This window comes from Nostoc sp. (genome assembly GCF_036917675.1).
Taxonomy (GTDB): domain Bacteria; phylum Cyanobacteriota; class Cyanobacteriia; order Cyanobacteriales; family Nostocaceae; genus Nostoc.
The window spans coordinates 225740-247961 of sequence record NZ_JBALCT010000014.1 but is presented as its reverse complement, the minus strand read 5'-3'; the positions used below and the strand labels follow the sequence as shown (position 1 = coordinate 247961).

General features: G+C 40.1%; 16 protein-coding genes. All 16 read left to right on the top strand.

The features are described 5' to 3' along the window. Positions 1–327: 327 nt before the first annotated feature. The 16 genes from V7K31_RS04960 to V7K31_RS04885 all read left to right on the top strand — a co-directional run bounded on the left by V7K31_RS04960 (position 328) and on the right by V7K31_RS04885 (position 22179). A complete protein-coding gene (locus V7K31_RS04960; protein ID WP_335092929.1) occupies positions 328–1356 on the top strand; it encodes an NAD-dependent epimerase/dehydratase family protein in 1029 nt (342 codons plus the stop codon). A gap of 199 nt (positions 1357–1555) precedes the next feature. Continuing rightward, the gene (locus V7K31_RS04955) at positions 1556–2824 is read left to right on the top strand and encodes a class I SAM-dependent methyltransferase (RefSeq protein WP_335092928.1); all 1269 of its coding nucleotides are present in this window, start codon (positions 1556–1558) and stop codon (positions 2822–2824) included. Between the two features lie 314 nt (positions 2825–3138). Beyond that, entirely contained in the window at positions 3139–4146 is a 1008-nt protein-coding gene (locus V7K31_RS04950; RefSeq protein ID WP_335092927.1) for a glycosyltransferase family 2 protein, read from the top strand. Between the two features lie 50 nt (positions 4147–4196). After that, on the top strand, positions 4197–5048 hold the full coding sequence (locus V7K31_RS04945) for a phytanoyl-CoA dioxygenase (protein WP_335092926.1): 852 nt from the start codon (positions 4197–4199) through the stop codon (positions 5046–5048). Between the two features lie 179 nt (positions 5049–5227). After that, the gene (rfbC, locus tag V7K31_RS04940; RefSeq protein WP_335092925.1) at positions 5228–5782 is read left to right on the top strand and encodes a dTDP-4-dehydrorhamnose 3,5-epimerase; all 555 of its coding nucleotides are present in this window, start codon (positions 5228–5230) and stop codon (positions 5780–5782) included. A 179-nt stretch (positions 5783–5961) separates the two neighbouring features. Next, positions 5962–7200, top strand: coding sequence for a glycosyltransferase (locus V7K31_RS04935; RefSeq protein ID WP_335092924.1), 1239 nt, complete (start codon positions 5962–5964; stop codon positions 7198–7200). Positions 7201–7422: 222 nt separating this feature from the next. Next, positions 7423–8736, top strand: a complete 1314-nt coding sequence (locus tag V7K31_RS04930; protein WP_335092923.1) for an NAD(P)H-dependent oxidoreductase — start codon at positions 7423–7425, stop codon at positions 8734–8736. A 281-nt stretch (positions 8737–9017) separates the two neighbouring features. Continuing rightward, on the top strand, positions 9018–10118 hold the full coding sequence (locus tag V7K31_RS04925) for a glycosyltransferase (protein WP_335092922.1): 1101 nt from the start codon (positions 9018–9020) through the stop codon (positions 10116–10118). 280 nt (positions 10119–10398) lie between these two features. Next, positions 10399–12627, top strand: coding sequence for a GumC family protein (locus V7K31_RS04920; RefSeq protein WP_335092921.1), 2229 nt, complete (start codon positions 10399–10401; stop codon positions 12625–12627). A gap of 919 nt (positions 12628–13546) precedes the next feature. Then, complete coding sequence (hepC, locus tag V7K31_RS04915) at positions 13547–14269, top strand: heterocyst development glycosyltransferase HepC (protein WP_335092920.1); 723 nt, start codon at positions 13547–13549, stop codon at positions 14267–14269. A 179-nt stretch (positions 14270–14448) separates the two neighbouring features. After that, on the top strand, positions 14449–16290 hold the full coding sequence (gene hepA / locus V7K31_RS04910; protein ID WP_335092918.1) for a heterocyst formation ABC transporter subunit HepA: 1842 nt from the start codon (positions 14449–14451) through the stop codon (positions 16288–16290). A gap of 61 nt (positions 16291–16351) precedes the next feature. After that, a complete protein-coding gene (locus V7K31_RS04905) occupies positions 16352–17191 on the top strand; it encodes a hypothetical protein (RefSeq protein WP_335092917.1) in 840 nt (279 codons plus the stop codon). Between the two features lie 70 nt (positions 17192–17261). Further along, positions 17262–18464, top strand: coding sequence for a glycosyltransferase family 4 protein (locus tag V7K31_RS04900; RefSeq protein WP_335092916.1), 1203 nt, complete (start codon positions 17262–17264; stop codon positions 18462–18464). Between the two features lie 203 nt (positions 18465–18667). Next, entirely contained in the window at positions 18668–19660 is a 993-nt protein-coding gene (locus V7K31_RS04895; protein WP_335092914.1) for a glycosyltransferase family 2 protein, read from the top strand. A gap of 442 nt (positions 19661–20102) precedes the next feature. Next, positions 20103–21305: a glycosyltransferase family 4 protein gene (locus V7K31_RS04890; RefSeq protein WP_335092912.1), complete on the top strand. Its 1203-nt coding sequence runs from the start codon at positions 20103–20105 to the stop codon at positions 21303–21305. Further along, positions 21223–22179, top strand: a complete 957-nt coding sequence (locus V7K31_RS04885; RefSeq protein ID WP_335092911.1) for a glycosyltransferase family 2 protein — start codon at positions 21223–21225, stop codon at positions 22177–22179. Before V7K31_RS04890 ends, V7K31_RS04885 begins: the two co-directional genes overlap by 83 nt. The last annotated feature ends 43 nt before the right edge of the window (positions 22180–22222 follow it).

The following is a 22222-nucleotide window of genomic DNA, read 5'->3' as shown; positions in this document are numbered from 1 at the left end:
CCCAACCCTGCTAGCGTTGGGGAGCAAGATTCAAAGCCGAATGGCACTAAGAAAAACCCAAAGGCTTGTGTCGCCTCGTTCCCAGTCTGAAGACTGGTAACGAATTCCGAGAGGGCTGCTGCCTCTGGTCAAGAAAGAGGAGGCTCCGCCTCCCAGGATGGATTCCCAGCCTTGAGGCTCTTAACCAGTCAGGGCAAGGGCTGTATCTTAACTTAGTGCCATTCCACTATAGCGGTTCCCTTTTGGATGCAACACGCTCTTTGGCGCAAGCTGTGCGCCCTTACTAAACGAAGAATTTAACTCATCAATACAAAGGTATTAACCACAATGAAAATATTAGTAACTGGCACAGAAGGCTATCTTGGTTCATTATTACCTTCTCTATTAATTGAACGGGGACATGAAGTTATTGGTTTAGATACCGGTTTCTATAAAGTTGGTTGGCTATACAACGCTAATGGGGTGACACCTAAAACCCTCAACAAAGATATCCGCAACATCACCCCTGATGATTTGGAAGGTATCGAAGCAATAGTTCACATGGCGGAACTCTCGAACGACCCCGCCGGACAATTGGCACCCAAAATTACCTACGAAATTAATCATGTAGGTTCAGTTCGTCTGGCTAGTCTGGCTAAGGCTATGGGTGTGCGTCGCTTCGTATATATGTCTTCGTGCAGTGTCTATGGTGTTGCTACCGCAGGTGATGTCACAGAAGAATCCTCGATTAATCCCCAAACAGCCTACGCAGAATGCAAAACTCTCGTAGAAAGAGATGTCAGACCACTCGCTGACGATGACTTCTCTCCCACCTTCATGCGGAATGCCACAGCCTTTGGTGCTTCTCCCAGAATGCGCTTTGATATTGTTTTAAACAACTTAGCAGGGTTGGCATGGACTAGCAAACAAATCAAAATGACCAGTGATGGTACACCTTGGCGGCCATTAGTCCACGCACTGGATATTTGCAAAGCAATAGTCTGCGCTTTGGAAGCACCACGGGACATTGTACATAACCAAATCTTCAACGTGGGAGATACAACAAACAACTACCGCGTTAAAGAAATCGCCGAAATTATTGCTGATATTTTCCCAGATTGTAAATTGTCTTTTGGTGACAACGGCTCAGATAACCGCAGCTATCGGGTATCCTTCGAGAAAATCAACACAATCCTACCCGGATTTAAGTGTGATTGGAATGCCCGACTTGGTGCCCAGCAGCTATTTGATTTATTCAGTCAAATACATATGGCTGAAGATACGTTCTTATTTAGAGGATTTACTCGTTTAAAGCAGTTAGAGTATCTAATTCGTACAGAGCAAATTGACAAAGATTTCTTCTGGAATAAAAAGTAGCTAGAGTGGTCTATTAGTGTGTAAAAAATAATTTAATCAAAGGTATTATTCGTAATTTATACTTTAGCAATAAAGTGCAAATTACCAGCTGATTAAATCACAATTTACACACTAATAACATCAATATTTCCGAAATTAATAATATTTATTCGGACTTATTTCATTTATCAAATTATTTGCAATCAGTGAGTTGAAATTTATGGCGATCGCAAAATGTCGTTTCAGTGGTCAACCTCTGCATCAAACCTTTATTGATCTAGGAATGTCACCTTTAGCGAATGCTTATCTGACAGCAGAACAGCTAAATAATGCCGAAAAATTTTATCCTCTCCATGCTTATGTTTCTGAAGAGACTCTCTTAGTTCAATTAGAACAGTTTGAAACCCCTGATCACATTTTTAGCGATTATGCTTATTTCTCTTCCTACTCGGTAAGTTGGCTAAAACATGCTAAGGGTTATACCGATATGATGGTAGAAAAGTTTGGTTTTAATCATCATAATCAAGTTATTGAAATTGCCAGCAATGACGGCTACCTACTGCAATATTTTTTAGAAAAGCAAATCCCAGTTTTAGGAATAGAACCAGCCGCAAATATCGCCAAGGTTGCTGAATCCAGAGGCATTCCTAGTATCAACAAGTTTTTTGGAGTTGAAACTGCCAAAGAACTCGTAATCCAAGGAAAATTAGCTGACCTTTTGATAGGTAATAATGTTTTAGCTCATGTACCGGATCTAAACGATTTCATTGCTGGGATGAAACTTATCCTCAAACCCAATGGCATTTTGACGATGGAGTTTCCCCACATTTTACAACTCATTCAAGAAAATCAGTTTGATACGATTTATCATGAGCATTTTTCTTACTTCTCATTCCTGACTATTGAAAAAATTTTTGCAACACACAATTTGCAACTTTTTGATGTGGAGGAATTACCAACTCATGGTGGTTCACTAAGAATTTATGCCAAACATGACTACGCTGATAATCCCAGCATCAGCGAACGAGTTAGCCATTTGAAAGCAAAAGAAATTACTGCTGGGCTGCATCGGATAGAGACTTACATTACATTTGCCGAAGAAGTCAAACAAACTAAACACAAGCTATTAAATTTTTTCTTGACGGCTAAAGCAGAAGGTAAATCAATTGCTGGTTATGGCGCACCAGCCAAAGGTAATACATTGCTCAATTACTGTGGGATTGGTAAAGATTTTATTGATTATACAGTAGATTGTAATCCTTACAAGCAGGGTTTATTTTTACCTGGAACTCATATTCCCATCTTTGAACCAAATAAAATCCGCGAAACTAAACCAGATTATCTCCTAATTTTACCTTGGAATCTCAAAGAAGAAATTATGGAACAAATGGCATTTATTGGCGAATGGGGTGGACAGTTTGTAGTGCCAATTCCTGAAGTAAAAATTTATCCATGTTCTGTTCCGGATAAGCTTTTAATAGCGTCGTAATTACTAAACAGAAGCGATAAAAGCGCCTTTTATTACAATTATTTAACTGTCCAAATAATAGGCGGCTTTTAAAAATTTAGGACTTACGCATCAAGTACGAAATGTAGGGGCAATACCCTGCGGAAAGCCGCTTTGCGTCTACATGAATTGCCTCTACGGTAAATCAAGGCTTTCACTGCCTTTTGTGTAAGTCATGAAAGTAATTAAAAAGCGTATCTGTTTTGAAAACATTGCTATCAAACCACAAATAATTAGACTAAAAAGCAGCTGATTAATTACTAAGCTGTTATTACTGCCGACTCTTTGAATTCAATATGAATAAATTGCTTACCATTGCCATTCCTACATTCAATCGTGCTGAGTTACTTGATAAACAATTAGCATGGCTAGCTCAAGCTAGTAAAGGTTTTGAAGATGACTGTGAAATTTTAATTTCTGATAATTGTTCAACAGATAATACTCAGGAGGTTATCAAGAAATGGCAAGTAACACTTAGCAGTATTAGATTTAATTCAAATAAAAATTCTCAGAATTTAGGCGTAGTAAAAAATATTATGTATTGCCTAAATTCTACAACAACAAAATATGTTTGGACAATTGGTGATGATGACCCAATTCAAGAGAGAGCTATTGCTTATGTGATTAGCAAACTCAGACAACATGAAGATTTATCATTATTGTTCCTCAACTTTTCTGGTCGAAACCAAATTACTGGAGAACCAGTTCATCCACCAACAATTGTTGGTAATCGCTGGTTTGACGTTGATAGTGAAGATGGTAATGCTGATGGTAAAGCCATATTTGAACATTGTTTCTCAAAAAGTGTCGGTGCAGTCATTTTTCTGACTGCTACAGTTTACCGTACTGACTTAGTAAAACGCGCTCTAGAAAGTTGGCAAGATGCTGAAAATAACTGGATATCTTTAGCATATTTAGCCGGATATTGTGCTGCTAATGGCAGTGTAATTGTTACTAAAGAAACTTATTTGGAATGTGTTGTTGGAGTGAGTTATTGGCAGAAAGAGCCAAAATCTGCACTGTTAATGCAATACAAACACATACCCGAAGTGATTTTGAAATTGGAAGAGAATGGATATTCTAAGCAGTTTTGCAGGCGGATGCTTTTGCAGAATGGCAAAGAAGTCAACTTGAAAGTTTTCTTGGGTGCTTTAAGAAGATGGCCTATGTCCGCCATTAAAACAGTAGTTCCATTTTTAGCTTTAGTCAGCTTGTGTGCTTTTGATGTGATGGTTTCTAAAGAGTTCGGGTTAGCAGAATCAAGTGAAATACCTACTCAAGAAGTGCGGAACTATAAGTCATAAGCTACTAAATTACTGACAAATATACATTAAAAATAGAAGGTATTTACGCCATGTTTAGCGCAATTAAACGCAAAATATCTACACTGTCTTCTGACTTGGAATACTACGTTGCCCGTTGGAAGCATAGCAGAAATCTGCCAGTATTGGAAGGACGCGATCGCAACATCCTTAATGCTCTCAAAAAAGATGGCGTTTGCGTCACAACACTGGCAGATTTAGGGTTACACTCTAGCTCGGAACTGCTCAAAGCTGCTTACCATCAATTGTCTCATATGGAAAATCTAAACAACGACCATATAGAGCAAAAGTTGCCACAAATTTACACAGTTACAGGTTTACCAGAATTTTATGCCTGGGGGATCGAGAAAAGGCTACTCAATATTATCGAAAATTATATTGGTCTTCCCATTGCTTTTCATGGTGTACATTTACGCAAAGATTTAAAAAATAAACATCAGTTTGGGACGCTGCTATGGCATAGTGATGCAGAAGACCGTCGCATTATCAAAATCTTTATTTACTTGAATGATGTAGATGAAAAAACTGGGCCTTTTGAATACATTCCTCGCTCTTTAACTTCCTTATTTAGTATGAATTATTTTCGACTTTACTACAAACTTTGGAAGTCAGGCTATATGGGTATCGATGATGAAGAAGTAAAACCAGTCATCCCCAAATCAGCTTGGAAATCCTGCCCAGGCCCAGCAGGTACAGTTATTATTGTAGATACGAAAAATGCTTTGCATCACGGCACAGTCCGCACAGAAGAACGTTCAGCGCTATTCTTTTGTTACACCGCAAACCCCCCCGAACGACCAGACCTCTGCACCCAATATTGGGATGATACTTATCCCAGAGCAGAGTTACGTTCTTCATCAGATGCAGTTAAAGTTTCGACTTAGTAGCCTTTCGTAGGGTGCGTTAGCGACAGCGTAACGCAGCGAAAGCAGCAGCAATGGTGTAAACGCACCCTACGAAGTTGTAGGTTATTAAATCTACATTTATTACTGTTATTTTCTGGTCTAAATACTAAGCCGTTAGCAAGTATTTTCTGTACTCAACATTCATCTCAAAGGAATATATGATTTTCACTGAAACCGCACTCAAAGACGCATTTATTATTGATTTAGAAGAAAAACCAGATCATCGTGGTTTTTTTGCTCGGTCTTTCTGCGCTCAAGAATTTCAAGCACACGGATTAAAGCCAACAGTTGCTCAATGTAACCTGTCTTTTAACTACAAAAAAGGCACTATCCGAGGAATGCACTATCAAATTCTGCCAGCAGGAGAAACGAAGTTAATTCGCTGTACTAAAGGCGCTATCTATGACGTAATTATTGATATGCGTCCTGAATCTCCCAGCTTTTTATCACACATCGGTGTAGAACTAACCCCAGAAAACCGCCGCGCTTTGTATGTTCCAGAAATGTTTGCTCACGGCTATCAAGCACTCACAGATGAGACTGAAGTTGTATATCAAGTGGGTGAATTTTACACGCCAGGGTATGAGAGAGGTTTACGCTACGATGACTCATTCTTTAATATTGATTGGCCTCTAGATGTAACTGAAATATCTGAGAAAGATTTAAGTTGGCCTTTGTTGAGAATGATGACTGTTGGCGGCACTTCTAGATAACTCCATCTGTGTTAAATGGGTTGTAAAATTCTTTTTTAACGAACCGCGAAGGACGCGAAGATCGCGAAGTAAAGAAAGAAAGAAAGAAAGAAAGAAAGAAGTTAGAATTGATGTAGATAAAACTATCAATTACTAATTCAGATTTGTGATGTTAGTCTAATGAAAATGGGTAGAAATAAATGCCAAATACAATTCTATCTCGTGTCGGTAATACTATCTCTTTTGTCTCCAAAAAAGTCCAAGCTCGCATCAATTATGCTAAGACCTTACAAGTTGTTTCCCTGAAGCCTAAACAGCCTTCCAAAGGAAATGTACTTCTTTCTTATCGGATTGAACCATTTCTCATAAAACCAGGTCAGCCTATCCCCAATGACCAGAGTTGGAACTGGGAATGTATATTAATCGCCCAAACTTTTTTAGACATGGGCTATAACGTTGATGTTATCCAGTTTCACAATGATAAATTTGTTCCTCAAAAAGACTACGCATTTTTCATTGATATCCGTCATCGTCTAGAAGCGCTTGCACCAAAACTGAATAAAGATTGCATCAAGATTTTCCATATTGACATTGCTAATATGGTCTTCCGCAATGCAGCTGAATGCAACAGACTTTTAGAACTCCAACAGCGCCGAGGAATTACCTTACGTCCACAGCGATTTGAAACGCCCAATTTGGGAATTGAATATGCCGATTACGCTACTGTATTGGGCAACAATTTCACAGTTGATACATTCAAATATGCGAATAAACCAATGTATCGTATTCCGATTTCTTCGTCACTCGTTTATCCCTCTCCTGACGAGAAAGACTTTGAAGCGGTAAGAAAGAATTTTCTGTGGTTTGGTGGTAGTGCTTTAGTTCTCAAAGGATTAGACTTAGTTTTAGATGCCTTTGCCCAAATGCCGGAATACCATTTAACAGTTTGTGGTCCGGTAAGTAATGACAAAGAGTTTGAGCAAGCTTTCTATAAAGAACTGTATGAAACACCTAATATTCACACCTATGGTTGGATTGATGTTAGCAGCCCTGACTTTTTAAAGGTTACAAATAATTGTTTGGGACTTGTTTATCCTTCCGTCTCTGAGGGACAGGCGGGTGCAGTAATCACCAGTTTACAAGCCGGGTTAATTCCAATTTTAAGCTACGAATCTGGTGTGGATGTTCATGATTTTGGTATAATTTTCGATAATCTTTCCCTTGAAGAAATTAAGGCGAAAGTTAGAAGTATTTCCAATTTACCTGTTGAAGACCTAAAACTTATGTCTCGTCAGGCATGGGAATATGCAAGAGCAAATCATACGAAAGAAAAGTTTGCCCAAGCCTATAGAAATGCTGTGGAGCAAATTATCCAAAATCATAGCCAGAAAAAACATACTGGTTCGATAGCATCTAGCAAACAACTAGTTAGCACTTAGCCCTGGTGATTAGAAATCGCGGCTATACAAACCAAGTCCGCCTGGGCGGACTGATGAAAATTAAGGGTTTTACCTGTATAGCCGTGACTTCTAGTCGCTTGGTGGAAGCTAATCCCTATTTCCCATGAAAATGTACTTAATATTTCGCTGTAACAAATTATTAAGTGCAAAATTATCGAGAATTTGTATCACAATAAACAGTTCCAAAAAGGAGTTTAGTTCATGATTATTATCGATCGCGCCTTACAAGCCCGTGCAGCAGCAGATAATCCCATCAAAGTGGGAATGATTGGTGCTGGTTTTATGGGTCGAGGAATTGCCAACCAAATTGTCAATTCAGTGCCAGGAATGGAATTAGTTGCTATTTCCAATCGTCAGATTGATGCAGCTAAACAAGCTTATTCCGAAGCCGGAATTGAGGATATTCAAGTTGTTGCAACTGTCAGCGAATTAGAAGATGCGATCGCTAACGGGAAATATGCAGTCACAGAAGACGCTAAGTTACTGTGTCGGGCTGAGGGTATTGACGCACTAATCGAAGTCACAGGTGCAGTGGAATTTGGCGCTCACATCGTTATGGAAGCGATCGCCCATTGCAAACATGTGATCATGATGAATGCCGAACTCGACGGCACCATTGGCCCCATCCTGAAAGTGTATGCCGACAAAGCAGGCGTCATCCTCAGCGCTTGTGATGGCGATCAGCCAGGAGTACAAATGAACCTTTACCGCTTTGTGAAAAGCATTGGTTTAACTCCCTTATTGTGCGGTAACATTAAAGGACTCCAAGACCCCTATCGCAATCCCACCACCCAGGAAGGATTTGCTAAACGTTGGGGTCAAAAGCCTCACATGGTGGCTAGCTTTGCCGACGGAACCAAAATTTCCTTTGAGCAAGCGATCGTTGCCAATGCCACAGGCATGAAAGTCGCCAAACGGGGAATGTTAGGATATGACTTCAACGGTTATGTCGATGAAATGACCCAGTTATATGATGTTGAACAACTCAAGGAACTGGGCGGCATTGTCGATTATGTAGTTGGAGCAAAACCTGGCCCAGGCGTATATGTATTTGCCACTCACGACGACCCCAAGCAACGCCACTATCTCAACTTATACAAATTAGGCGAAGGCCCTCTTTACAGCTTCTATACTCCTTATCACCTCTGTCATTTTGAAGTTCCCTTGTCCGTAGCGCGTGCTGTCTTATTCGGTGATGCCGTTATGTCTCCACTCGCAGGCCCGCTAGTAGATGTTATCACCACTGCCAAAATCGACCTGAAAGCAGGAGAAACTCTAGATGGCATCGGCTACTACATGACCTACGGACAATGTGAAAATTCCGATATTGTCCAACAGCAAAATCTCCTACCAATTGGTTTAGCTGAAGGGTGTCGCCTAAAACGAGATATTTCTAAGGATCAAGTCCTCACATACGAGGATGTAGAATTACCTGAAGGCAGACTTTGCGACCAACTACGAACTGAGCAAAACACTTATTTCGCTCGCGAAAAAATCTTGGTAGCAGTTGGGTAATATCGGTTTCAAAAATATTTGCAAGAAATGAATTGGCTGTAGGGGCGTAGAGTCAGGGCGAATTCTATTCGCGGCTACACAAACGATAAGGAAAAACTGAGGGATCTTAACCCACGGAGGTGGGTAAAGCCTCGTGTAGATAAGCCAGCGCTGTGCGGGGGTTCCCCCCGTTGAGGCGACTGGCGCGCGGTTTCTAACCGCCGATTTAACTACTAAAGTTGTTGATAGTAACTTGCTGGGGAGCGTTGAAACAAACCTGATCGAAACTTTAGGTCAAATTCATGAAAATTGCTCTAGTCCATGATTATTTAACCCAGCGAGGTGGGGCAGAGCGTGTGTTTGAACTGCTTTGTAAACGCTATCCCGAAGCAGATATTTTCACATCTTTGTACGATCCACAAAAAACTATTGATTTAGGCGATCGCATAGTTAATACAACTTTCTTGCAAAAGATTCCCTATGCAGCAAAATATTTCAGGTCGATGGCTCCTCTATATTTTCCTGCCTTTCGTGCCTTGGATCTGCAAGACTACGATTTAATTATTAGCAGTAGCACCAGCTTCGCCAAAGCAGTGCGAAAAAATCCCAATGCCCGCCACATTTGTTTTTGCCATAATGTCACCCGTTTTTTATGGGATACAACAACTTATTTAAGAGAGTACGGAGACTATAGATATTTTGCTCCTTTAATCGAACAAGTATTTGAAGTAATGAGAAAGGTAGACCTGAAATATGCACAGGAACCTGACCTTTACATTGCTAATTCTAGTGTTGTTGCCCGCCGGATTGAAAATATTTATGGCAAAAAGGCAATGATGGTGAACTATCCAATTGATACTAGTAAATTTCTTTTTTCCGATATAAAAGATGAATATTATCTGGCCTCAGCCCGGATGATCAGTTATAAGCGTCTTGATATAATAGTGGAAGCTTTCAATTGGCTAGGGTGGCGGTTATTAATATCAGGTGATGGGCCAGAACAAGCACGCTTAAAATCTAAAGCATTACAAAATATTGAGTTCTTGGGACACGTAAGTGATACAACTCGCAAAGACTTGTTTTCCAAAGCCAAGTCTATTATTGTCGCAGCCCTAGAAGACTACGGATTAGTTCCAGTAGAGGCTAATGCTAGTGGCACACCAGTCATCGCCTATGGAGCAGGTGGAGTATTAGATACTCAAATATCAGGTGAAACAGGAGTCTTTTTTAAAAGGCAAACACCCGAATCTTTACAAGTTGCATTACTAGAAGCCAAGGGCATTTCTTGGGATTACGATCGCATCCGTAATCATGCAGTAGCTAACTTTTCAGAGAAGGCATTCTTTGGCAAAGTTGAACAAATTATTAATCAAGCTTGTGGCGTGCCTCAATTATTCATTTGATAAAGTAGTCATTGGTCATTAGTTATTGTTTTTTGAGACATCCCTCACTTTAAAAGTGGGCAAAACAAACTTTCTGATATCAGACTAATTCAAACCACGTTCTTTGTAGGCATGGTATTTCAAGGAATAATGGCTCTGGTGTTGCGATTTTATTTCTGAATCTCTTCCCATTATAAGATTACCTATTTATCTTATCTCTCCTCTTTAGGGGTTTGTTAAAAAAAATAGGTATTCTTCGGAGAATCTCTTAGCGTAAATCTCGAAGACAAGGATAATAAAAGTGGTTCAAACTAGTCTAAATCCTCAGATAACTCCAGCTTCTGAAAGTGAAGTAGGTTACGGTCAATTGTTTGCCGTATTTGTGAGGAGATTTCCTTGGTTCTTGGCAGTATTTATTAGTTCTATTGCTATTGCAAGCATGGTAACTTTAAAGACAAAACCTACTTATAAAAGCTCCATGCAACTGCTAGTAGAACCTAACTATCAAGGTAAGACAGAAGGTGCTGGGTTAGACAACCAGTTTACTGACTCGAATGTGGTTATAGATACTGCCACCCAGCTTAACTTGATGCAGAGTTCGGGACTTATCCAAAAAGCAGTTGATAAACTTCAGTCTGATTATCCAGATATAAGTTCAACTGAAATTAAAGCTTCTTTGGTCTTAACTCAATTAAGGAGCAAAGAAGATAATGTCGCTACTAAAATCTTTCAAGTTGAATACACTGCTGGAGATCCAGAAAAAACACAAAAAGTTCTGGGTGCAATTCGACAAGTTTATGTGGAATATAACAAAGAACAACAGAATTCACGTTTACAAAAAGGTCTACAAATTATTAGGGAACAGTTAAGTAAAGCCAGTGAAGAAGTAAATGCATCTGAGACAAATTTACAAAGGTTTCGTAGAAATCAGAACTTAATTGATCCAGAGTCACAGGCCAAAGCGATTGAGACAGCTTTGAACAATATTGCCCAAGAAAGACAGACAACTCGCGCTCAATATGGGGAAGCTTTAGCACGTCAAAAATCTTTAGAAGAACAACTTAACCGTTCTCCCCAAAATGCTCTAGTTGCTTCTCGTCTGAGTCAGTCTACTCGCTATCAAGGCTTACTGAACGAAATCCAAAAAACCGAACTAGCACTAGCACAAGAACGCTTACGCTTTACAGATCAAACTCCGAGTGTGCAAAAGCTCAAAGAACAGCTTCAGAGTCAGAAGGAATTATTACAACAAGAGGTAGGAAGAACTTTAGGCGGACAGTCTACTGGTGGAACCACTTCTGGAGACTCTCTTCTTGAACGAGGACAGCTTGGGCAAATTGATCTTAGCCTTGCAGGTCAGCTAGTGGAAACCCAGACAACTATAGTTGCTTTAACTGCTCGCGATCAAACTTTGGCTCAGAAAGAAAACGAGATGCGTTTGGAAATTAAACGCTTCCCACCTCTGTTGGCTTATTACAATCGGATGCTACCGCAGTTGCAATTTAGTCGTGAAAGATTAGAGCAGCTTTTAAGAGCAGAACAGCAATTGCGGCAAGAACTTTCCAAGGGTGGATTTAATTGGGAAGTTGTAGAAGAACCTCAAAAAGGCGGACAATTAGGACCCAATCTTCAGCAGAACTTGCTGTTAGGTGCTGTGGTTGGGTTCATGTTAGGAGGCATTGCTGCCTTTATTCGGGAATCGGCTGATGATGCAGTTCACACCACTGCTGAATTAGAGAAGCAAATGGCCATGCCGTTGTTGGGAACAACTCCCAAGTTACCGCCAGCCAAACCCAAAGAATCAATGATCAAGTTGCCTTTTGGCAAGCCAGAAGTTCTCGCCCCCTGGACAATTCAGGTATTGCAATCTCCACCACGTTGGGAATCGCTGGATCTGATTTACAAAAACATTGAACTTTTAAATACTGTTGCTAACTTGAAATCTTTGATGATTACCTCAGCTTTACCTGATGAGGGTAAATCAGCTTTGGCGTTGGGTTTGGCAATGAGTGCTGCCCGTTTACACAAAAAGGTGTTGCTAATTGATGCCAACTTACGCGATCCTAGTCTGCATGAACAACTGAATCTTCCTAATGAACAGGGGCTTTCAACTCTATTGGCAAGTGATGCAACTCTACCCAACCAAATTAGTCTTCAATACTCAGGTTCAGCCTACATCGATATTCTGACTGCTGGCCCCAAACCTGCTGACCCAGCTAATCTGTTGAGTTCCCCTCGGATGATGCAATTGATGGCAGCTTTTGAGGAAAACTATGATTTGGTACTCATAGATGCTCCCCCAGTTCTCGGCTTGGTGGATGCCATGCTTACCGCATCATCTTGTCGTAGCGTGGTTATGGTGGCAAGCATTGGCATTGTAACGCGAAGTCAGCTGACTCAAGCGACAGCCATGTTAAGTAAGTTAAATCTGATTGGGGTTGTAGCTAATGGGGTATCAAACTCTAGCAGTAATTACGTACCTTATATCAAACAACAGCAATTAGCTCTACGTCAAGCTGTGGAAAAATAGCTAGTACCGCTAGATGAAAGATCCCCGACTTTTCACGGCATCTAGAAAACCTCACTTCTATTTCTCTCTCCTAGAAGGAGAGAGACTTTGAATTTTCCCCCTTCCCGCATCGGGAAGGGGGTTAGGTTTTTCGTGGACTTTTCCACATGACGTGAAAAGTAAGATGAAAGCTCTCCGACTTCTTAGAAAAGTCGGGGAGCTTTCTCGTTTCTAGCCTCTGGCTGGAAATGCTCCTCAATTGCGGCTCTGCCGCGAGTAAGAGAGGCGGCAGCCCCCACCATAGGCATTCCCAGTCGGAGACTGGGAACGAGGTAACGAGGTAAAATTTAATTTTATTGCTATCAGGAAAATTTCAGTATATTTATGCTATCTTTATGGTTTGTCAGAGAAATCACTGGCTCTTTAAAGAGTAAATAAAGAATTTATTTGAGCGATCGCTATTTCTACATAGTCTTATAATCTAGAGATTAAAGCACTTCCAAAAAGGTTAGAAGACAATAGCAGACTGGTTTTGTTAACCTCAGCCAAATTAAACGTAGATATAGATTCATCGGTAATTTCCCTCTACATTTCTCTACTCTCAGTAGTTCCCGGAAAATCATAATTTACCCATGAATATTAATAGTAGCGTTACTCGTAATTAAGAACAGGGTTGAAGACCCCCAACTCCACAGTTAGCTTTGTTTCAGACTGGGGTTTAGACTACATCTAATATCATGTTCGCTTAAAGACTCATTGTTTAGGCTGATGCGGAGAGTTTTTTTAATAAGTGATTAGGCGGACATGATATAAAACATAATTACGAATTACGAATTACTCCAACTTTTTGGACTTACAACAAGATGCGGATTTGGGTCTTTGGCATTGATAGCCTTTGATAACTCCTCAGCAATTCACTTCTGTATAATCCCAAAGACATATGACAACTTCAACAATTCCAACTCTAGAGAATTTATATGATGTAACCCAGCCACACCAAGATAATCGCTCTGGGTACTGCACACTCCATTGGCGACGGGGTAAGCTGTTGGTGAAGCCGTTGGGACGAGTTAAACAACCATATCTGCCTTCATTAGATAGTAAGCGATCGCTAGTAGAATGCTTAGAACATTCTCCTGTAAATTTGGTGAGCATAGATCCAAAATTGGGTGAGGCTTTGCTCAGATTTTGGGCAGAAGCATGTGAAGAAGCTCAAAAACCAATATTTCTAAGCATACCCACTAGTAATAAACTGCCTAAGCAACCCTTGCAGCGACTAATTGATTGGATTGCTGCTTTAGTGTTGTTGCTATTAGTAAGTCCAGTCATGTTGGGATTGATTGTATTAATGCAGGTTTACTCACCAGGGTCATTTTTTTGTCGTGAGTGGCGTGTCGGAGAACGGGGTAAACTCTTTCGGGCGATGAGGTTTTGCACAACTACAAAGCACAACATCACACCGCTAGGGCGTTGGATGCGTAAATACAATCTTGACAATCTGCCCCAGTTATTGAATGTGCTGCGAGGTGACATGAGTTTAACCGGATCTTGTTGTTGGACTTTAGAAGATGCAGTACAGCTAAATAAACTACCAGAAATTACGGCTTCATGGGAAGTAGAAGCCCAGCCCCATCTATTACATCTGGATAGTCAAACACTTTGACAATTCAAAATTCAGAATTCTGACTCCTAATTCCTAACTCCTGACTCCTGAATTCTTATACCAATTCTTTGTGAAACTGCACAAAATCAGGCTTGGCCAGACTTGGGGCTTAAGCCCCTTGTTCTATGCAACCTCACAGGTAATCGGTATTATATGCCAAATTATTGTTAGAAAAATCCATGCTTTTCAAACTTCCTCAACCCCTCAGCAATCTGCTCAAAGCTACCAGCTTCTGGCAGGACAACTATTTGATATTGCGAGAATTTAAACACTTTCGCAAAATTGCAACTTTAGCTCTCATATTTTCGGTTCTGGCGGCAACTTTTGAAGGTGTGAGTATTGGTTTCTTACTTTCATTTTTGCAAAGTCTAACTAGTCCCAATGCTCAACCTGTTCACACAGGAATAAACTGGTTTGATATTTGGATTTTGGGAGCTAAGACATCAGCAATTAATCGTTTATATCGCGTATCTTTGCTAATTTTGTTGAGTACTTGGTTACGTGCCATATTCAATTATTTTTCTCAAGTCTATACTGAATTATCTCAACTACATCTTGCCGATCGCTTACGCAAACAGATTTTTGAAGAGTTACAATCCTTATCGCTAAGTTACTTTTCTAAAACTCGTTCTGGTGAACTAATTAACACAATTACCACAGAAATTGAAAGGATCAGACAGGGTTTCAGTAGCGGAGCCTTTTTAGTGACGAGAGGATTAACAACCTTTGTCTACTTAATATCAATGTTTTTGATATCATGGCAACTAACACTAATTTCAGCATTATTATTTACCCTTTTAGGTGTAGGATTATCCAATCTAAATGCCAGGGTCAGAGAATCAAGTTTTGGCATGACAACTGCTAATGCTAATTTTACATCAACAGCCGTAGAATTTATTAATGGCATTCGCACTGTTCATTCCTGTGGTACTCAAGAATTTGAGCGCCAGCGTTACTACAAAGCTAGCGACAAGATAATCAGTACTACAACTAAAGTTGTCTTCACTTGGACACTTGTCAAGCCAATTGCTGAAGGCGCCGCTACTACAGTGTTGGTTGGAATGATTATTTTGGCATTCACTAGCTTGGTTACTAATGGAACGCTACAAGTTGCTTCTTTATTAACATTTTTCTTTGTGCTATTTCGTTTTATCCCATTCGTTCAAGATATTAATGGTACGAGAGCATTTCTCAGTACTTTACATGGTTCAGCAGCCAACGTTAAAAACCTCTTAAAAAGTGATGATAAAAATTATTTTAAGAATGGGAGAATCAAGTTTAATTCTTTAAAAAGGTCAATAAATTTAGTATCTGTAGATTTTGGCTACGATGAGCAAAATTTAGTGCTGCATAATATTACCCTAACCATTGAAAAGGGAAAAATGACAGCATTAGTCGGAGCCTCTGGGGCTGGTAAAACAACTCTTGCTGATTTAATTCCCCGATTTTATAATACTACAGATGGATATCTTTACATTGATGAAGTTGATGTACGGGAGTTGGAAATTAACTCCCTACGTCGCAAAATAGCTGTCGTCAGTCAGGATACTTTTATCTTCAATGCTAATGTTTGGCAGAATATTACTTACGGTACTCCAGATGCCACTAATGAAGAAATTCAAGAAGCTGCTAAACTAGCGAATGCACTAGAATTTATTTTAGAAATGCCCGAAGGTTTTGATACCGAATTGGGAGATAGGGGTGTTAGATTATCTGGAGGACAAAGACAGCGAATTGCGATTGCGCGGGCTTTACTACGGAACCCAGAAATTTTGATTTTGGATGAAGCAACTAGCGCCTTAGATTCTGTATCTGAACGCTTAATTCAAGATTCATTAGAAAAGCTATCTGTTGGTAGAACAGTAATTGCGATCGCTCACCGTCTTTCTACTATTTCTAAAGCAGATAAAGTTGTAGTTTTAGAACAGGGACGGATAGTAGAGCAAGGTAAGTATCAAGAACTCCTGGAACTCAAAGGCAAGCTTTGGGAATATCACAATATGCAATACCGTAATTCGTAATTTACAAATTACAAATTGATTATCCTGCTCAATTATTTATAGTTTTGACAAGGAAAAATAAATGGTAAATCTAGGCTACCACACTGCTAAAACTCACGGTAAATTTAATCGCTCCCTATATAAAGCAGCCGTTTCTCAGATTGTCAGCATCCCGATAAAACAAACTCGGCAAGTTCCGATAAGTGTCTATGCCTTATCATGTGAACGCGATCTCCCAGAACAAGTGGCAAGTATTCGCTCCTTCATCCGTCATGTCGGCATTCCAGATAGATTCACTGTAGTTTCTGATGGCAGTTACACTGACTCTAGTTGTAATTTACTCCGCCGCATCAATCCTTGCGTTCAGGTAATACTTTTACAAAACTTTCTGAGAACGGATTTACCTGAGTGTGTTCTTGATTATGCTCAACTGCATCCAATGGGCAAAAAATTGGCGGCATTAATGTCAATTCCTATTAATGGCACTACGATTTACACTGATTCAGATATTTTATTTTTTCCCGGCGGTATTGACTTAATTAATTTAGGTAATTCCGATGACAAATACTCTCTTTATCTACCTGATTGTTCTATTTCATTAGACGAGCGAATTATTTATGATGATTCTGAAAAGTCAAATCCAGTAAATGGTGGGTTTATATTATTTAAACATGAATTTGACTGGAGTTTTGCTATTGAACGTTTAGCAAATCTCCAAGAAAAGCCCACTTATTTTACTGAACAAACAATTGTGCATTTGACAATGCACCATAATCATGGTAGACCTTTATGCTCAAAAAAATATATTCTTAATGTAGAAGATCAGTTCATCTATCCAGATAAATTTGCAAGTAAAAAAAATGCTCTCAGGCATTATGTTAGTGATGTCAGACATAAGTTTTGGTTTAATGCTGGCATATAAAATTATGAGATTAAGCCTCTATTTGTATGAGCAGTATAATTAATAATTACGTGAAAATAGCTGGTGATTAATGTCTAACTCAATTAATGATATCAAGCAGAATGAGAAAGAATTACACAGGCAATTTTTGGAAAAAAACCTGATTTATCAATGCTCCAATTTTGAGGTAGGTGATGGCGGAGGTGTTGAAACTTATTTAGCTTCTCTATTTGAGCACCGACCAGCTGATGTTAGCGATCGCGTGATAAAATCGCTTAAAAATGTTGATCAAAGCCAGTTTAAACTGCTACATATCCACAGCCCAGAGTTGCTATTACAGCTGACAGGCGAATGCCCTACCATCTTCAGCGTTCATAATCATTCATTCTACTGTCCTAGTGGCACAAAGTATTTAGCAGGGCAAAGGACAATCTGCGATCGCAACTTCTCTTATTTAGGATGTACCTGGGGTAAGTTGGTAGATAAATGTGGTAGCCGTAAACCTTTAAGGACTTTTAGAGAACTTCAAACCACCCATCAATTTTTAAATGTATTAAAAAAGATAAAAATTACTTTCATTGCTAATAGTGAATATGTGCGACAACAATTGATTCAAAATGGTGTACCCCCAGAGCAAACTATAACGGTACATTGTGGTATCTCTGTACCAAAAACAGCAACTGCACCCTTAAGTTTACAAGTCCATAAAAATCATCGAATTTTGTTTGCTGGTCGGATTGTTTCTGATAAAGGTTTGGAATGGTTACTCAAAACCTTAATACATACAGACCCGCAAATTCAACTTGATATTGCAGGTGAAGGATGGGAGCGACCACGCTTAGAAAAGTTAGCAAATACCCTCAGATTGAGTAACCGGATCACTTGGCATGGATGGTGCGATCGCGATAAAATAAATAAACTTTATCAACAGTGTTTTGCAGTCATCTTTCCTAGTGTTTGGCCTGAACCTGCCGGTCTTGTAACTCTGGAAGCCTATGCTCGTTATCGACCTGTAATTGCTAGTGAAGTCGGAGGGATTCCAGAACATTTACGAGATGGAGAAACGGGTATTCTTGTTCCAGCTAATAATATCAAAAAGCTGGCTGATGCCATTAATGAGTTGTATATAGATCATCAAAAAAGTCGATACATGGGCGAACAAGGTCATGCTTTATTGATGAAGGAATTTACAATGGATACTCATGTAAATAATCTGCGGACGATTTATGCAAAAACAATCGCTGAATTTACTTATGGAAGTAAAAAATCATATAGTATCCCTCAAGCTAAATAAGCTTATAGCGGTTCCCATGTGCAGGAAGTATATCATATTAAAACCTCACCCCCAACCCCTCTCCAAAGCATCACAGAGGAGAGATAAGGTACAGCTTTCTTGGGGTGAGTTAAGCTGTATCTTACTAGATTAGGAAACACTATAGTTTTATCAAAACATAAAATGGTGTATCTTTTACCTATGAAATATAAAGGAATAAAAATATGTTATTGCATCAAGAATACCAACAACCTTTAGTTAGCGTTATTATTCCCACCTATAATCGCCCAGAGTATCTCAAGCAAGCGATCGCTAGTGCTATTAAACAAACTTATCAAAATATTGAAATTATTATTTCTGATAATTGTAGTTCCGAAAATCCTCAAGAACTTGTCGCATCTTTTGGTGATTCACGCATCAAATTTTGGCGACATCAGCAAAATGTGGGTATGTTAGCTAATCAGCAACATGGTTTCAAGATGGCGCGAGGTAAATATGTTGCTAGTCTCCATGACGATGATATTTGGAATGAAGATTTTTTAGCAAAGCTTGTACCACTTCTCGAAGCAAATTCTGAGTTAATCATCGCTTTTTGCGATCAATATATTATAGATGCTAATGGCATAATTAATGATGCTGGAACTGAAGAAAATACACGCGGTTACAAGCGAGATAAACTAACACCAGGAATTCATCAACCTTTCTATAAAATTGGGTTAATAGATAAAAGTATACCCACTGCTGCATCTTGTGTGATTCGCAATAATTTTATGGATTGGGATAGTATTCCCTCAGAAGTTGGCGGGATGTGGGATTTATATTTAACTTATCTCTGCTGTATATCTGGTTATGGTGCTTATTATTATCCAGAAAGGCTGACGCGATATCGCGCCCATGAGCAAACTGATACTATGCTCAGTGGTAGTCGAGATGTGCAGGCAAAAATCCGCAAAGCTCAAAGCGAAATGTTTTGTTATCAAGTCTTTATGGAAGACGCTCGTCTACAGCAATTTAGGACGTACTTTCAACAGAAATGGTTAGAAGCTAATACAACTTTGGGAATTGGTTTGCTACGAAGTGAACAGATAGCAGCAGCACGTCCTTATTTTTGGCAGGTGCTGAAGAAACAAAAGTTTAATGTGCGAACTATAGGGGCATTAAGTCTTAGTTTTGCTCCGCGAGTTTTAGTAAGTAAGTTAATAAAAGTATCAAAATAACATATAGCGTTTCCTAATCAGATGAGGTGCATCATAGCTCCCTCTCGAAGAGCGGGGAGGGGGTTGGGGTTCTTGTATCTCACTCAACTGAGAACCGCTATAGCAATTTTATCTGAGTTGTAGAAGTGGGTTTTTAACGTAGACGCAAAGCAAGGCTATTTCATTCTTACCTAGCCCGCCTCAGAATGAATTCTGAGTCTAATAGCGAAAGTCGTCTTTAGACGACTAAGAAAAGCTTATATAGTCCGTTTTAACGGACTTTAGCTAAAAGCCTGTGAACTTTAGTTCTGGGCGGTTTATGCCTAGAACTAAATAGCCCTGGACGCAAAGCTGCTTCCCGCAGGGGATCGCAGAGGACACAGAGAGAATAGAAATAAATAGGATTGTTTTCAACTCTTTGTTTGAGCATTTGCATAAGTTCTTTTACTAAATAAGGTAGTGTATGAAACTTTGTATTGTTACCCATAAAATCAAAAAAGGCGATGGTCAGGGACGGGTAAACTATGAAGTTGCTAATGAAGCAATTCGTCGTGGTCATCACTTGACATTATTAGCTAGTGAAGTCGCACCAGAACTAGAAGATAATAGTCAAGTTAATTGGATTAGAATTCCAGTTAAAAGCTATCCCACAGAATTCCTTCGTAATTTCATATTTGCCCAAAAAAGTGCAGATTGGTTGGGTAAACATCGCTCTGGCATTGATTTAGTTAAAGTCAATGGAGCAATTAATCTGGCTGCGGCTGATGTGAATGCTGTACATTTTGTCCACAGTTCATGGTTGCGATCGCCTGTTCATATTTCCCGCAATCGTCGAGACTTATATGGTTTTTACCAGTGGTTGTTTACGGCTTTTAATGCCCGTTGGGAAAAACAGGCTTTCCAAAAAGCCCAGGTTGTTGTAGCTGTATCCCAAAAGGTAGCCCAGGAATTAGTCAACATTGGTGTACCCCGTTCTCACATTCGGGTAATTGTCAATGGCGTTGACTTAGAAGAATTTGCCCCTGGTGAAAGCAATCGCCAAAAATTAGGTTTAGCAGAGAATGTCACCCTAGCATTGTTCGCTGGAGACATCCGCACACCCAGAAAGAATTTAGATACAGTGTTGCACGCCTTGGCGGAAGTTCCCGATTTACATCTGGCGGTGGTTGGTCATATCGAAGGTAGTCCCTTCCCTCAACTCGCGGCTTTCTTGGGGTTAAGCGAACGCGTGCATTTTGTCGGATATCGCCGTGATATCCCCGAAATTATGCGAGCAGTCGATTTATTTATTTTTCCTTCCCGATACGAAGCTTGTAGCCTCGTATTGTTAGAAGCACTTTCTTCAGGACTGCCAGTAATTACTGCCACAGCTACCGGAGGTGCAGAGTTGGTGACACCAGAATGTGGCATCGTCTTACCCGACTCAGATGATATCGATGCTTTAGCTGTGGCGTTGATGTCTTTGGTGAGCGATCGCGCCCTCATACAACAGATGGGTGAAGCAGCTCGCTGTGTGGCAGAACAACATAGCTGGATTACTATGGCACAAACTTATGTGGATCTATTCGAGGAGTTAAGCAAGAATGCGGAACACCGTTCTCATACCGACTTATCGCCGTCCACAAGACCTCTCACGCTGCCTTTTGGCGCTACAGGAGCAAACTAAACCCGTTGATCAGGTGATAGTGGTTGTCCGCGATACGGATGCAGAAACTTGGCAATTTCTAACGCAATTAAACGCGCACAATCTGCCATTGCATACCGTGAAAGTGACACAACCGGGGGTAGTAGCAGCTCTCAATGCCGGACTAGCAGCAGTGGAGGGCGATATTGTTTCCATTACTGATGATGATGCCGCACCCCACCCAGATTGGTTAGAGCGCATCGCCGCTCACTTTATCAGTGATAGTTGCATTGGTGGTCTTGGTGGGCGTGATTGGATACACCACGGCAGCAAATTAGAAGACGAATCCCGCTTAGTAGTTGGACAGTTGCAGTGGTTTGGGCGAGTGATTGGCAACCATCACCTGGGAGTGGGAAAACCCCGCGAAGTCGATATTCTCAAGGGCGTAAACATGAGTTTTCGTACCCTAGCAATCGGGCAATTACGCTTTGATGAGCGGATGCGTGGTACAGGAGCGCAGGTACACTTTGAAATGGCGTTCACTCTGACATTAAAGCGGAGTGGTTGGAAGATAATTTATGATCCTAATGTTGCTGTAGATCACTATCCTGCACAACGTTTTGATGAAGATCAGCGAAATAACTTTAATGACATTGCCTTTATTAATTTAGTCCATAATGAAACTTTAGTTTTATTAGAGCATTTGCCATTTATCCGCCGGATTGTATTTTTGTTCTGGGCAGTATTCGTGGGTACGTGCGATAGTTTGGGTTTCGTACAATGGCTGAGATTTTTACCTAGCCAAAAGCAGTTGGCGGGTAAGAAGTTGCTGGCATCTTGGCGTGGACGTTGGCAAGGATATAAGCAATTCAAAATTCAAAATTCAAAATTCAAAATGAATTCAATTTCTTCTTAGCTCTAGTTCCCAGATTCTACCAGGAAATTAAGACGGGTGGGGG

Bases quoted from the DNA above. Each gene is read 5' to 3' on its own strand.
- V7K31_RS04960 (WP_335092929.1), top strand. From the start codon at position 328: ATGAAAATATTAGTAACTGGCACAGAAGGCTATCTTGGTTCATTATTA.
- V7K31_RS04955 (WP_335092928.1), top strand. From the start codon at position 1,556: ATGGCGATCGCAAAATGTCGTTTCAGTGGTCAACCTCTGCATCAAACC.
- V7K31_RS04950 (WP_335092927.1), top strand. From the start codon at position 3,139: ATGAATAAATTGCTTACCATTGCCATTCCTACATTCAATCGTGCTGAG.
- V7K31_RS04945 (WP_335092926.1), top strand. From the start codon at position 4,197: ATGTTTAGCGCAATTAAACGCAAAATATCTACACTGTCTTCTGACTTG.
- rfbC (WP_335092925.1), top strand. From the start codon at position 5,228: ATGATTTTCACTGAAACCGCACTCAAAGACGCATTTATTATTGATTTA.
- V7K31_RS04935 (WP_335092924.1), top strand. From the start codon at position 5,962: ATGCCAAATACAATTCTATCTCGTGTCGGTAATACTATCTCTTTTGTC.
- V7K31_RS04930 (WP_335092923.1), top strand. From the start codon at position 7,423: ATGATTATTATCGATCGCGCCTTACAAGCCCGTGCAGCAGCAGATAAT.
- V7K31_RS04925 (WP_335092922.1), top strand. From the start codon at position 9,018: ATGAAAATTGCTCTAGTCCATGATTATTTAACCCAGCGAGGTGGGGCA.
- hepC (WP_335092920.1), top strand. From the start codon at position 13,547: ATGACAACTTCAACAATTCCAACTCTAGAGAATTTATATGATGTAACC.
- hepA (WP_335092918.1), top strand. From the start codon at position 14,449: ATGCTTTTCAAACTTCCTCAACCCCTCAGCAATCTGCTCAAAGCTACC.
- V7K31_RS04905 (WP_335092917.1), top strand. From the start codon at position 16,352: ATGGTAAATCTAGGCTACCACACTGCTAAAACTCACGGTAAATTTAAT.
- V7K31_RS04900 (WP_335092916.1), top strand. From the start codon at position 17,262: ATGTCTAACTCAATTAATGATATCAAGCAGAATGAGAAAGAATTACAC.
- V7K31_RS04895 (WP_335092914.1), top strand. From the start codon at position 18,668: ATGTTATTGCATCAAGAATACCAACAACCTTTAGTTAGCGTTATTATT.
- V7K31_RS04890 (WP_335092912.1), top strand. From the start codon at position 20,103: ATGAAACTTTGTATTGTTACCCATAAAATCAAAAAAGGCGATGGTCAG.
- V7K31_RS04885 (WP_335092911.1), top strand. From the start codon at position 21,223: ATGCGGAACACCGTTCTCATACCGACTTATCGCCGTCCACAAGACCTC.